The 13,789-nt window shown below is 45.1% G+C and carries 12 protein-coding genes and 2 tRNA genes; 3 read left to right on the top strand and 11 right to left on the bottom strand.

Going from position 1 to position 13,789, the window contains the following annotated elements; all coding sequences use genetic code 11:
• Window positions 1–2 precede the first annotated feature (2 nt).
• The 9 genes from A3IE_RS0115290 to A3IE_RS0115250 form a co-directional block, all read right to left on the bottom strand.
• Window positions 3–899 carry an LpxL/LpxP family acyltransferase gene (locus tag A3IE_RS0115290; protein WP_020396499.1) on the bottom strand — a complete coding sequence of 299 codons (897 nt, stop codon included), beginning with the start codon at window positions 897–899 and terminating at the stop codon, window positions 3–5.
• Window positions 896–2,074, bottom strand: coding sequence for an ABC transporter ATP-binding protein (locus A3IE_RS0115285; protein WP_020396498.1), 1,179 nt, complete (start codon window positions 2,072–2,074; stop codon window positions 896–898). The genes A3IE_RS0115290 and A3IE_RS0115285 overlap by 4 nt, the downstream gene beginning before the upstream one ends.
• On the bottom strand, window positions 2,071–2,862 hold the full coding sequence (locus A3IE_RS0115280) for an ABC transporter permease (protein WP_020396497.1): 792 nt from the start codon (window positions 2,860–2,862) through the stop codon (window positions 2,071–2,073). The genes A3IE_RS0115285 and A3IE_RS0115280 overlap by 4 nt, the downstream gene beginning before the upstream one ends.
• A gap of 124 nt (window positions 2,863–2,986) precedes the next feature.
• The gene (locus tag A3IE_RS0115275; RefSeq protein WP_020396496.1) at window positions 2,987–4,474 is read right to left on the bottom strand and encodes a hypothetical protein; all 1,488 of its coding nucleotides are present in this window, start codon (window positions 4,472–4,474) and stop codon (window positions 2,987–2,989) included.
• A gap of 115 nt (window positions 4,475–4,589) precedes the next feature.
• Window positions 4,590–4,988 (bottom strand): hypothetical protein, encoded by a 399-nt coding sequence (locus A3IE_RS0115270; protein ID WP_020396495.1) that lies wholly within the window; start codon window positions 4,986–4,988, stop codon window positions 4,590–4,592.
• A complete protein-coding gene (gene gspD, locus A3IE_RS0115265) occupies window positions 4,978–7,188 on the bottom strand; it encodes a type II secretion system secretin GspD (RefSeq protein ID WP_245539204.1) in 2,211 nt (736 codons plus the stop codon). The genes A3IE_RS0115270 and gspD overlap by 11 nt, the downstream gene beginning before the upstream one ends.
• Window positions 7,189–7,287: 99 nt before the next feature.
• A complete protein-coding gene (locus tag A3IE_RS0115260; RefSeq protein WP_020396493.1) occupies window positions 7,288–8,151 on the bottom strand; it encodes a hypothetical protein in 864 nt (287 codons plus the stop codon).
• Window positions 8,148–8,732, bottom strand: a complete 585-nt coding sequence (gene gspM, locus A3IE_RS0115255; protein WP_020396492.1) for a type II secretion system protein GspM — start codon at window positions 8,730–8,732, stop codon at window positions 8,148–8,150. Before gspM ends, A3IE_RS0115260 begins: the two co-directional genes overlap by 4 nt.
• A complete protein-coding gene (locus A3IE_RS0115250) occupies window positions 8,729–9,772 on the bottom strand; it encodes a PilN domain-containing protein (RefSeq protein ID WP_020396491.1) in 1,044 nt (347 codons plus the stop codon). Before A3IE_RS0115250 ends, gspM begins: the two co-directional genes overlap by 4 nt.
• Window positions 9,773–9,930: 158 nt before the next feature.
• Between A3IE_RS0115250 and A3IE_RS0115245 the strand changes: the two genes are divergently transcribed.
• Both A3IE_RS0115245 and A3IE_RS0115240 read left to right on the top strand, forming a co-directional pair.
• Window positions 9,931–10,021, top strand: a tRNA-Ser gene (locus A3IE_RS0115245).
• Window positions 10,022–10,182: 161 nt separating this feature from the next.
• The gene (locus A3IE_RS0115240) at window positions 10,183–10,767 is read left to right on the top strand and encodes a ProQ/FINO family protein (RefSeq protein WP_020396490.1); all 585 of its coding nucleotides are present in this window, start codon (window positions 10,183–10,185) and stop codon (window positions 10,765–10,767) included.
• Window positions 10,768–10,965: 198 nt separating this feature from the next.
• On the opposite strand, the gene A3IE_RS0115235 is transcribed toward A3IE_RS0115240, so the two are convergent.
• Together A3IE_RS0115235 and dusA are read right to left on the bottom strand one after the other, a co-directional pair.
• A tRNA-Asn gene (locus tag A3IE_RS0115235) sits at window positions 10,966–11,041 on the bottom strand.
• 82 nt (window positions 11,042–11,123) lie between these two features.
• A complete protein-coding gene (gene dusA, locus A3IE_RS0115230) occupies window positions 11,124–12,086 on the bottom strand; it encodes a tRNA dihydrouridine(20/20a) synthase DusA (RefSeq protein ID WP_026154973.1) in 963 nt (320 codons plus the stop codon).
• A gap of 164 nt (window positions 12,087–12,250) precedes the next feature.
• Here dusA and A3IE_RS0115225 point away from each other — a divergent pair, with 164 nt between their 5' ends.
• Window positions 12,251–13,357, top strand: coding sequence for a tyrosine-type recombinase/integrase (locus tag A3IE_RS0115225; protein ID WP_020396488.1), 1,107 nt, complete (start codon window positions 12,251–12,253; stop codon window positions 13,355–13,357).
• The last annotated feature ends 432 nt before the right edge of the window (window positions 13,358–13,789 follow it).

Genomic DNA, 13,789 nt, shown 5'->3' with positions numbered 1-13,789 from the left:
TTTTATTGTCTCCGTAGAAGAGGTAGAGCTGCCCAAAGCCACCAATGCCCTGGCCGCGCAAGAATATGCGCTTCTAACTGGTGAGCCAGCAGACTCATAAAGCCCTCATCATTATAATTTTCTGGTTCTAGTAGCTCGGCAAACTCTGCTACCACAGTCCCATTACCCCGATCACGCATATAAAATGGCGCAACCACTGCCTGTGTCTTTTTTGCAATTCGATAAATTCCAGCAGGTACTTGTATACTACCTTTTAGAAAAGGAACTGTCACGCATCCTGCATGACTTTCAGCATAAGGAACATCAAAAATCAGCGTTAATAGATTGTTATTTAAACCATTATAAAGTTGTTTTAAATTGTCACCCTCAACCAAAAACGGTCCACCGAGTGCTTGCTGCAAACGTTGCAATTTCCAACGCCGGTAGTTGAACTCACCCAAGGGTAAGTGTTGTAAATTTGCATCTAAACGATCACGGGTGACCGTCCCCACTGAAAATCCAGCACGGCGCATGGCAGGCCCTGCGAGCCAAAACCGTCCATAATGCCCACCGGTTAAAATCACTTTTCGCCCCGTTTGGCGCGCTGCTACTACTTTTTCAAAGCCGCTTAATTGCGAAAGCTGTGGCAAGGCTCTTTTACTCAGAAACCATGTATCTAAAGCCTCTTGTTCCACCATACAAAAATAATCAGCCAACCAAATCTGTAATGTGGCTTCACTAGCGTCAGGAAACACTTGCTGCATTTGCGCCTTAATCTGTGCACTTTCGTCAGCTCGCCGTTTTACTAACCAACGGGATTGCCAGTCGGCACAACGATAAGCCAGTCCTAGCGGCAACTGAGCTTGAATAGGAAAGGCAAGATGATAGCGCCATGAAAAACGACGTTCAGCTAAACTCATGTCACAGCCTCCACTTCCCAGCGATGCGCCATCCAACTCAAACCTATTCCTTGCGTTTGATCCTGTTGTTGCACCCGAAAATGGCAGCAGCGCTCGCGCGCATCAAATACATGCAAACCCGTTTCATCAATCAACCAGACCTCCAAACAATACTCCCCCGACAACAGGGGAAGCTGATCTAACACAAAACGCACTTGGCTAATTTGACTACTACTATCCAACTCAACTTTATCGTGTAAGGTGCTAATGCCATAACACTGAATATCATCATTGCGCCGAATGACCACCCCAACATGAACGTTTTGTGCCTCATAACCCGCACGGTCGAAAGTCACTTGCACGCTGAAGCGCTGCTGCGTAGTAAATACCTTGCCATCCAGTAAAATTACGTCCAACAAGCTAGGTTGACCTTGGTGCGTGACCTGAAAACTAGGCTTTATATGAGCTTGACGTGCACGGACTGCATCTTGATAAGCATCCACGACTTGCTGCGCGCAACCGTGCATACGAATACGACCTTTTTCCAGCCAAATCGCTTGCTGACAGAGTTCACGAACTTGATAAAGATTATGTGAGCAGAAAACTAGGCTTGCACCTTTATGTAGAATCGCCTGCATACGATCCAACGATTTTTTTTGAAAATATTGATCACCCACCGATAAGGCTTCATCAATAATTAATATATCTGGCTCTATTACGGTAGCAATCGCAAAACCTAAGCGCACCATCATGCCACTTGAATATTGCTTAAGCGGCCGATGGATAAAATCACCTAGCTCTGCAAAAGACTCTACTTGAGGTAAATAAATTTCCACCTGTTTAGCGGTTAAACCCCGCAAAGCTAAGCCTAAACGAATATTCTCGATACCTGTTGCTTCAGGTTGTAAACCACTGCCTAGCTCTAATAAGGCTGAGCGTTTACCTTTAATCTCACAAATACCTGAGCTAATAGGCAGATTGCCAGCCAGCACCCTTAGAAAAGTGCTTTTGCCTGCGCCATTATCCCCGACCACCCCCAACGATCCACCCTGCTCTAAGCTCAGGTTAATATCTTGCAGCACATGAAAAACTTGGTGGCGTGGCTTGCGTAATAGCCATTCCAATAGCACCTCTGTTGGCTTTGCATAGTGGCGAAATTGCAGATTTACCTGCTGTAGATTAATCGCCACACTCATAAAGCAAATCGCACGCGCGGTGCAAGAATTTGAAACAGTAAAGCGGCAAATCCGAGTAAGACACTTGCTAAAAATAGCAAGCTCATCAAGAGTGCTGCCTTTAAATTGGCTTCGAATAGCATAGAACGATAGGCTTGAACCAAATGACCTAAGGCATTCCAGTCATACCACGCACGATAGTCCGCAGGGACGCTATGTAGTGGATACAAAATGGGAGTGATGAATAATAAAACAGTGAGAAAGGCGGGCATGATTTGACGCAAATCCCGCAAGAACACCCCTAAACAGGCTAAGCTATAAGAAGCCGCTAAGGACAATACAAGGCGTACCAACAGCAATGGCCAATATAGCCAAATCAATGACCATGAGGCGTGGCCACTGATTAGCAACACCCCCACGAGAACGGCTAAGCCCAGCCACTCCAAAACTATGGAACTAGCCACCGGCAATAAAGGTAAAATCCAAAGTGGCAAAGGGGTATTGAGTAATAAATCACGCCGATCACTGATACAAGTGGGTGCGCGGGTTAAGACTTCGCTGAATGCATTAAACACTACAAGACCCGCAAACAAATAATGTGCATAGCTAAAATTATTGCTGACATCATGAGGCGCAAAACGCAGTTGTAACACTGCACCAAACACCCAAGTGTATAAGCCCAATAAGATTAAAGGTTGAACCAACCACCACCATGTACCCAACAGCATTCCCGCATGACGCTCGTGTAAGTCACGGCGCAATAATTGCCATGCTAAACCCAAACTACTATACAGAGCATGTGTGTTCATAGGATTGAACCTCAGTCACGCCTCCCATCACTAATCAACCAAAGCATACGCTCGAACGACGCAGGATAATCAACATAGCCCTCCACTAACCGAAGCCTGTATTTCGGTTAGTGGCTATAACCGCTTATTTACTCGGTACGAGATGACCTACACGATGCGGAATCGCATCAGCGAAATTCGCCGCATTACCCGCGCCTACCTTACCTTGGATAGCCGCAAAACCTAAGACCGGAACACCCTGATAAATCACACTACTAGCATCATAACTGCCTGCAGATTTGCCATAAGCTGTCACCTTGGAAATACCAGCGCCTAAGGTATAGGCAGGGAAAGATAGATTTGCCCAGCCATTCACAAATGCACCGACCGATAATTCTTGTGTAGCAGCACTACCTAATACCGTATAGGTTTTGTCATAGCTACCGTCAGTACTGGTAAAACTAATGACATTCACGCCACGCGCTAGCAAACCTTGCTCCTTAGCAGTGGTATTAGCGACAAAGCCAAAGCCTGCATTACGTGCCGTCGTTTGCTGGTTTTCTTCGCGGTCATACACACCAGCGATCGTGGCCAAGACATCGTTTGAGCCGTTGAAAATATCATACTGGCGCATGGGGAAAGTGATGACCCAATCGGTGTGACCGTCATAGCCCCCCGTAGGGTCAGCAAAATACTCATTCATCAGGTGCGCACCCAATAAGACATGCGCCATCGGATAAGGATTTGTACCGCAAGGTGCTGCAATAGCTTTTAAACAAGCATCTTCCGTGGCTTTCCATTCGGTTTCGACTAGATCAGTATTACCATCGGCGTTCTTGACAAGGATATTACTAGTAGTGACATTCCCAGAAGCTAACGAAGGTAATAAGAAGGTGTTTATATCGGTAGGTTTATAATGTTGCGCTACGGTGCTGTAGTTTTCAATCGCCACTGGGTCAATTGCAATCGCCCCACCGCCAGCAATATTGAGAATAGCAGAAGAACCAAATAAACCACCACTAGGCGCTGTTAATCCCAGCGCTTTGTCCCCTGCTCCTGCCGTAAAACGCTTATCTGTCCATGCCTTTTCAATAACCGTACAGTCTTTTGGAATACCATTGACATGTTTAACACCCGCCACCACAGTGCTGTCATTCACAACACCCATTTCAATCACTTCAATGAAGCCTTCCTCAAGATCAGCCGCTTTTACATCTAGACTATTAAAAGGAATATTTACTTCACATTCACCCGTTTTGCAGGAAGCCAGAGCCGGCATAGCGCAAGTACGATCACGGGTATTCACGGAAACCACATCGACCCCACTCTTATTTTTGGCAATGCGTACACTACCTGTCCATACATCTTGGGGTGACAAATACAAGTTAAAATTGCTGACGTCACTATTTTCCGCGCTATCACGAAAACGAATACGCACAGCTTTAGTTTGGTTGGTCGAATTCACCAAATTCACATTCGTGATATAACCGGGGTGAGCATTGTAATAGGGGAAAATTAAAACCTGTCCCGTGCCATCGGGATTAACATGCACCGCTTGTACGCTGGTGTACACCACGACACCACCTAAAAGACTGGCAGCTATCCCAAGCGCTAATTTATGTTTTTTAAACACGGCTCGTGCCTCCGATTATTATTATATTTTATTTGGAGTATTTTTAATCAGCTTGCGCTTAGGCGCGCTATAGCCTAATTAGGCTTAACTTAAAATACGATTTTAATAGATTTTATTAATCTTTTATATACCGCCAGTCCGAAAGCCACGCTTGCTTCACCCAGACTTCCTGTAGCATATCGCTGGTCTTGATGGGCTCAGTAATACCACGCATTTTCAGCACCACGGTCACTTTTACCTCAGCTATACAACGTTGCACCTTAGATTCACACTGGACTTTTTGTATTTCTGCTTGCTGCCAAAAACCGACGCCGCGTACTGTCTTTTTAAACTGATCCAGCGTGGTAGTGGACTGAAAAGCATCGGTATAAAAACGATAAGCCTCCTCCAACCTCCCTGCAATCAATGCCTCCCAGCGTTGTTGTGCCAGTCGTTTGACTGTCAGTTCATGCGAATCACAGGCACTTAGCAAGAGTGCCATACACCCCAGCAAAGCTAGGGACTTACTTAACATACATCCCTTGCAACTGGCGTACAAAGCTATCGTCATCCATCAGACGTTTCATACGGTCACGCATGTCAGCACTATTTTTGGCTAAGGCTTGTTGGTCTTTAATTGCCGTGGGTGTAATCAAGACTAATAGCTCGGTACGCTTATTCCCTTTGGAAGTCACATTAAAAGCCCCCCCGACTAAAGGAAGGTTCTTTAAGACGGGAATACCGGTTTCACTGTCACTTTGATTCTCACGAATCAAACCACCCAAGACAATCGTTTCACCACTTTGCACCGCGATATTACTTTTGATTTTACGCTGTAAGAAACTACGATTTTTGGTCACGGAGTCCTCTTCGCCTACATCCGTAATATCCTGTTGAATATCCATTTTCACCATGCCATTTGAATTGACATGCGGGGTGACGGTCAAAGATACCCCTGTATCCTTATATTGAATCGTTTTTGAGGTCGTTAAAGTATCACCTGCTCCAGCACTTAACTCACCTGTAAAAATAGGTTGCTGATCACCAACACGAATCTCAGCGGTCTGATTATCCAAGACCAAAATCGAAGGTGAGGAAATCACCTTAACTTTCGATTCGCGTGCTAACGAATTCACAAAGGTTTTCAGGCTAACCGCACCACCCGATAAGCTAAAGGAAAAACCATTGGAACTGGTGGACAAAGCGCCTACACCTAAGCCATTGGTATCTAAATTATTTTGCAAATACCATTGCACACCATTTTCCATTCCCTTAGACAAAGTGACTTCCAAAATTGATGCTTCAACTTGCACCTGCATGGGCATGATATCAATGCGTTTCAAGGCTTCTAAAATCTGACGATACATCGCCTCACTGGACAAAATCATCAAAGAATTATTCGTTTTATCTGCGACGATTTTGACATCCGCATCGGCATTAATCGATACTCCCTCACTACTTAAGCCACCACCTAAGAGATTATTGATCGCCGCCTCCGTACTAGGCTTACCATCACCGCCCACGGTCACCGGTGTTAATCCGGGCGCTAAACTACTAGGCGTACCCGATTTTTTCGAGCCCGCTTTGCCGGAGAAAATTTGGTTGAGCATATCCGCCAAATGTTCTGCATTGCCGTTTTGGACGCTATAAACATATAACTGTTGTCCCGCTACTGGACCGGTTTGATCAAAGCGATCCACCCAAGCCTTCATCTCACGCAAATAATCTGCACTAGCCGAAATCATCATCAAGCTATTCATATGCTCGATAGGCACAATTTTCACCATGCCTGCCATTGGACTATTCCCGCCCTGTCCAAATAACGCATCCAGATTTTTAGCTACCACCTGCGCTTCTACATTCTTAATGCGGTAAATCCCGACCGACATGCCTTGTAATACATCGACATCAAAGGTTCGAATCGTGGCATTAAGACTTTCTAGCTCGGCGCTACTACCTGCTAACACCAACAAATTACGGTTGGGATCGACACGTACAAACGCATCGGGATTAGCCAGTGGCTCCAGAATTTTCTGCATTTCGGGCGCTGGAATATAACGCAGAGGAATAATTTGCAAGCTATACCCTGCTTTAATTTTGCCAGCATTAGGTACAAAACTACGGCCTTTTAAATTAGCGCGCGCAGCTACTCGGAAACTACCATTATCGTCTTTATATAAGACAGCGCCTTGGGTTTGTAGCAAGGACTCTAAGGTTGGAATTAAAGCATCTCGCGGAATCGGGGCACTAGAATTAATGGTGACCTCACCTTCCACTCCCGGCTCAACAATATACGTTTGCTTCAGAATATCCCCTAACACCACGCCAACAACTTCACGCACACTCGCTCGCTCAAAGTTTAAAGCAATACCTTCTCCACTTTGTTTAGAGACTTTTCCTGAGAAACTTTTAGAGCGCTCCACATCATTACGATAATATTGCTGATTTCCCAAAATCAGCTCCATATCAGTGGTTTGATTAGGTGCTGTCTTGGTGACTGTCACAGCCGGTTCTTCAACGAAAGGCTGTGTAGCGGCATAATTGGTTTTAGGCATCTGAACAAACGGCAGATTAAAGCCAGAACGCTCTTTATCTAATTGCTTGATAGCTGCACTGCGCTGAAATGACTTACTATTCACATTTCTGCGAAACCCTGGACCATCCTTTGTGGAAGTGCAGGCAGCCATCGCGACCGATAGGCTCGCTAGTAGCACGACTGCGATTCTATTCAACACAAGCAAACCCCATTTATTATTCTTATCATTCGATTATTTCAGCTTTCAGAAACCAGCGCAAAACCAACAGCCTATCGGCTTAAGCCCTTGTATACGATCTTATTGATTGGCTGCACTTCCCCAACGTTCGGCCATTAATTTTTGCCTAGCCTCCAAGGCCTGATGCAAACTCACAGCCGCATCAGGAGCTAATTCAAGCGGCTTTGACGTATCGGGTGGCGACTTAGCAATAGCTTCGCTACCCGTTGTTCCACTATCTGGCTGAGCAGGAGAAGCTGGCTGTAGTATCGGTAATAGCACATTGGCGGCAATTTCGGCTGGTAAAGACTTCACGACTTGATTAAGCGCCTCCTGTGGAAGCTTAGGTAAGGCTGCCTGTGCTTGAGCTAAAGCCGCTTGCCCGCCTGCATTTACCGGTGGCAAAAGCTGTTTAGCTTGTTGCTTGGCCTTAGCTAATTGTTGATTTTCTTTAGGGGCAGAAAACTCTGCTAATAAACGAACTTCTTGTTTTTGTGCCCCAGCTACCAATACCAAGCGATCTTTTGCAATAGATTCAACTGTCCAACCATCCCACTGATCCCCTTGATAAAGGGAAAGATTTTTCTCTTCGCCCCGCACCAAGCCATAATGTTTTTTGCCATTATTCACAATGCCTACCAATCGCCCTTTGGGTAATTCAGCAGGAGGAGCAACGGGTTCGGCAACAACGGCCACTGCTGGCGTATCGGACTTAGGGGCACGTGATTCCCAAAATAAAGGGGCTTCGACTAAACGTGTATACGTTGACAGCTCCGGCACTTGTAACGCGGCTGCATCAGGTAATTGGATCGCTACACTCGCTGCTTGGGTCTGTTGCTCACTCAACTGACGTAATTGCCATAAATTCCAAGCGGCGAAACTTAAACAGCCTAAGCTTGCTAACCATAAGAGATTTTGAATAGGGGGTTTAAATAAGGACTTCACAATGCCGCGCCCCCACGCCAATAGGTCGACACTTTCACAGTGGCCTTAATTTGTTGGGTTTCTGGTTCAGACACTGGACGCACTTCCAGTGCATCAACAAACATTAAAGGACGTGCTTGAGCACAGGCATGTAAAACATCACGCAATAAAACCATGGAGCCTTGAAAACTGGCCTGTACACTCACCTGCTGGTAGAGCGTGGCAGTGGCTTCAGCTTGATTTTTTTCTGGCTCTAAAACTTCGGAGCTCAGCATCAAACCTTGATGCTTGGCGACCACAGCGGTTAATTGATTTTGTAGCTCCTTACCCACTTGTGCACTGGTCATACCTTCAGGATAAAACAATTTATCCAAACCCTGCTGCGCCACGCGCTCATATTCGTTGGCAAACTTCGGCGCATCTAAGGCCGCTTGACGTAGCTTTACTAAACGCAGGTAACCTTGTTCAATATCGTCTGAATATTGCTGCGATTTCAGCAAAGTCGGCACAACACCATACATTAAAACTGCGGACAAGATTAAACCAAGCAATAGCCAAGCCAAGAGCGGATGAAAACTTTTAGAAACACTTAAATCGCTCATGGCGTTATTACCGGCTCGACCTGCGCCTCAATATGAAACTTGTCCTTGCCATTCGCGGCATTGCGCGTTACCGGTGACTTGAAACTCACCTTTGCAAAACTTGGTGAAGCTTCTAAGGTATCAATCAGACTTAGTGCTGCGCTGGATTCGCCACGAATTTGAACAGTCGTTCCATTCACTTCCATACGTTCCAACCAAGTATCACTAGGCAATACGGCTGACAGTCGCTCCACAACCTCTAACATTAAAGGTGCTGCCTTGCGCCGCTCTTGCAAAAACCGTAACGCCTCATCCGCCGCCATTAATTTATCGCGTACGTCTAATTGCTGAGCCGAGGCGCTTTTGACAGTAGCAAGCGCTGCATCAATTTGCTCCAAACGCCGTTGCTTATACAGGAGCGGAAACAACAAGGAGGCTATTAACGCCACACCAAAAATGTAGAGCGGCCATTTTGACCAACCTAACTGCTTGTCTAACGCAATATCTTGCACTTTGCTAAGGGTAATGGCACCTTGTTTGGCAGAAATACGCTGAATAGTGGGAATGCCAAGGCTAGCCAGCTGCTGCACTAATTTATCCACCACCACTGTAGGCGCTAAATAAATGTCAGCTTTAAGCTCTTTGCGTGCCTTATCATGCTGCGCTACTTGAGCATTAAAATAAACCGCATCGGTTTGAAACGGTGTCAAACGATCAATTTGATAAGACACGACTTGTTTTAAATTGTCTAAAACCGCTTCCGGAAAAGTATGCTGTAGCAGTAAAGCTTGTTTATCACTCAACATTAATTCCAGATGATGCGGACGGCGGGTGTATTTCTTGCTGATTGTTTGAAAATTAAAATGCTTATCCAGCCTAAAGTTGCCTACCACTTGCTGCTTGCCATCTTTTAGCCAATGCACAGCTAATTGTTGTTCGCCAAGACTGAAGGCTAAACGTGGCAAGTGAGTTTGGAATAAGCCACGCAGAATAGGCGGCAATCCTGCATATAGATTACTTTTCCACCAAATAAGAGCAGCCTTGAATGTTGTGAGCGCCATTTTATCATTATTGTTGTGTTAACCCGCCTTAAGCAAGAATGCTACAAGACCGCTCAAGTCTTGTCGATCAAATACCGATAACAGGTGATATACGGTAAACTCTTAAAACAGAAGAGTTTACAAGCCGCCTTAGCTAGGGTAGGATGCGGCCTCTTACCGGAGAGGTGTCCGAGTGGTTTAAGGAGCACGCCTGGAAAGTGTGTATAGGCTAATCCCCTATCGAGGGTTCGAATCCCTCTCTCTCCGCCAAATACAAGCCCAAATTCCCCGCCCTTTGAGCTTTTTGTCTATACTTAAGGTTTTTAATCAGGCAAATACCTAGCTAAACCTAGCCTAGTCGGATTAAACTGGTTGACAACTCCTCATGATGAGTAAGTCTACATTACACCTTATCAAACGAACAAACTATTATGACTGAAACGCCGCGAAAAACGCTGACTCTCAAACGCCCAGTAGTGCAAACTCCTACTGAATCCACCAGCAGCGAAACAAGCTCCCGAGCCAATCGCTTATTAAGTAAGCGCATTATTCGCCGCGAAGAATTACCCGTCAGCCCTGCTGCTAAATCACCCAGCCCTAAAAATGAGCGTGCAGATACGCGCAAAAAAACAGCCGCAAAACCTCGTAATAACAAACCAAAAACTGAGGCGAATACTGAGCCGCCACCGTCTAAAGTACTTGCTCATCAATTAAACGATAAACTCTTTGCCACCTATCCCGTATGGGCGAATTACCAGCCACTAGCTTTGGGTGTGGAAGAAGCTATTTTGGCGATTATGGAGCAGGAATTTCCACCTGCCTCTAAACGCGTAGTACAACGCCTACTACGGATGCACTGCCGCCATGGAAAATATCTACAAGCTGTTTTGGATGGGTCTCAGCGTTATAATTTAGCGGGCGAAGAGGTGGGAAAAATTAGTGATGAAGAGCGTCGCTATGCGGTACGTACTCTAGAAACACAAACACCACATGATACTGAAAACCCTGAAGCATAAGGCTTATGCGCAATCATGGTAAGGCTTTACTTAAACTGCCTTGGCTGCAGAACTAGAAACAATCAGAAAATCGCTTGGCTTGAAAATAAGAATTAGATTAGGCGTTTTATTTTAAGTGAATGATTCAGTAGCCAAGCCGATTTTTAAATCGCTATAAACAAAAAAGGTTGCAGTTTTCAAGCTACAACCTTTTGAATTTGGCTCCCCAAGAAGGACTTGAACCTCCGACCCAGTGATTAACAGTCACTTGCTCTACCGACTGAGCTATTGGGGAATAGTGTCGAGGCGCAAATAATACTGATCTGCTGGTATTGAGTCAACTCTCTTGTGCAAAATTTTTAAGCCGCTCGTCTTGTTTATAAAACCACTAAGCTTGCCGCGTGCTGTAGCACTTCGATGCCCGCTTTGGGCTTATGCGCATTTTCGCTGATATATTGCCGCCAGCGTCGCGCTCCGGGCAAACCTTGAAACAAACCAAGGATATGGCGACTCATATGCCCCAAGGGCGTACCTTGAGCAAGTTGCACGCTAACATAATCTAAATAATCCTCTAGCACTGATCGCTGACTTTTAAGACCAGTGTCTTTTCCATATATCCGCTCATCTACTTGCGCTAAGAACCATGGATTATGATAGGCCTCGCGCCCCACCATCACGCCATCAACCCATTGTAAATGCGTTTGGCAAGCATCCAAGCTCGTGATGCCGCCATTAATAATGATTTCTAGCTGAGGCAATTCACGCTTGAGTTGATACACCAACTCATAACGCAACGGTGGAATCTCGCGATTTTCTTTGGGACTTAAGCCTTTGAGCCATGCTTTGCGAGCATGAATAATAAAGGTTTTACAACCTGCTGCGGCCACAGTACTTACAAAATGATGTAAACCGGCATAATCTTCTTGGTCGTCAATCCCAATACGATTTTTTACTGTAATAGGAATAGCGACTTTAGCCTGCATAGCCGCAACACAATCCGCAATTAATTGTGGCTCAGCCATCAAGCAAGCACCAAACGCCCCACGCTGCACACGTTCGCTGGGGCAACCTACATTAATATTGACCTCGTCATAGCCAAAATCCTCAGCCATTTGTGCACAAGTCGCCATCTCTTGAGGCTCACTACCACCTAGTTGGAGTGCCACTGGGTGTTCGGCAGGATTAAATTGGAGATGACGCTGAGCATCACCCTGCAACAAAGCACCTGTGGTGACCATTTCGGTGTATAATACTGCATGCTGGCTAAGCAAACGATGGAAGTAGCGGCAATGTCGATCTGTCCAATCTAACATGGGCGCAACACAAAACGATCTTTTCATAATATAATCAATAACTTATAAAAAATAAATTTACCTTCAAGAATAACTAATTTAACTAATTACATTATCTTTAAGTGAAATTAAACGATTATTTCTTGCTTTTATCGGTAAAATGTCGCAACAATCCATAAAAAATGTTGCGACCACACCCAAGGAATAAAATCATGGCAACTACGCTGCGATTCCGCCAAAAACAAAACGGCATTATTGCCAGCACCGCCACCATCCGAATCTACGAGAATAGGGAAGTGGTCTACCAAGAAACCAAAACCTTTAGCAAAAGTTCAAGCGCCCAGAACAAAGCAATGGCAGAGCTATGGGCAAGGAAACGCGAAGCTGAACTTGAAATAAACGGCATTCCCATCTTGCAAGCGAACTATACACTGTCCGATTTGACTGACCTATACATGGATGACCCATTAAGAACCCTTGGAAGAACCAAGTTATTCGACCTACAAAAACTAAAAAGCTACCCGATAGCCGACAAACCGATCAACTCGCTTACCAGCCAAGACTATACGCAACATATCAACAGTCGCTTAAAAACCGTCAAGCCACAAACTGCAGGCAATGACCTAATCTGGATAGGAGTTTTACTTGATTTTGCCCGCGTTGAGCTGAACGCAAAAGCCGACATGGATGAATTGCGCTCGGCCAAAAAACACCTAAAGAGCGTGGGGAAAATAGCCAGAAGCGAAGAGCGTGAACGATTACCAACGCCAGAAGAACATAAAAAACTCCTAGAGTATTTCAAGCGTAGGCAAAGCATAAAATCAGATGTTCCGATGCTAGATATTCTGTTGTTCGCCATGTATTCAACAAGGCGCTTATCAGAAATAACACGGATAAAGTGGCAAGATAACGACGGGGAATTTAAAACGGGCATCGTGCGCGATGCAAAGCATCCTAAGCACAAAATAGGAAATAACCGAACCTTTAACTACGGTGAAGAAGCGTGGACAATCATGAAACGCCAAAAAAGCACAGGTGAGTTCATCTTCCCTTACAACGCAAAGACGCTCAGTGCGTACTTCACCAATGCCTGTAAACTGCTTGGCATTAATGACTTAAAGTTTCATGACTACCGTCACTGGGGAGCTAGTGAAAAATTTGTCGTCAAAGGTCTGCATATCCACGAGGTAGCAGAATATACACTACATGAAGACTGGAAAACCCTAAAACGCTACACGCACCTATCACCCCGCGAAAAAAAGCAGGTGATAGAAGTGCATGAATTAACTAAAACCCATTGCGAGCAGTTCTTCTTTTAACAAGTCTTGTTTGGCTTTAAATACATCAACCAACTTTGGCCTCCACTGATTAACTATTTTATGATGATAGTCTAATGGCTCACACATCTTGCAATAAAAATAATTAGACCTCCAAATTTAAATCACTGGCTGTGCCATAAATAGTTTTACCACCATTATGATAACAATCCAATAGCGCATAAATATATCTTCGTTTGAGCTTGAACAACCCAAAATATACACCTTGACACCCAAGCACAAAAGTTATACTTTCAACCTGCACTCGAAAAAAACGAGTGTCGGGCGTGGAAACCCGTCGTGATCAAAAGCGCATCAGCCGCGTTAGCGGTTTTTTTATGCCTACAATATAATTGCGCATAAAAAAAGTCCTCTATGTGGGACTGTGCGGGCAGCCGCAAGGCTGGTCGGTTTGCTCTTGATCCCGATATTTCC

The organism is Thiolinea disciformis DSM 14473 (genome assembly GCF_000371925.1).
GTDB lineage: Bacteria > Pseudomonadota > Gammaproteobacteria > Thiotrichales > Thiotrichaceae > Thiolinea > Thiolinea disciformis.
Note: the sequence above shows the minus strand (reverse complement) of the source record. Positions and strands in the feature narration are given on the sequence as shown.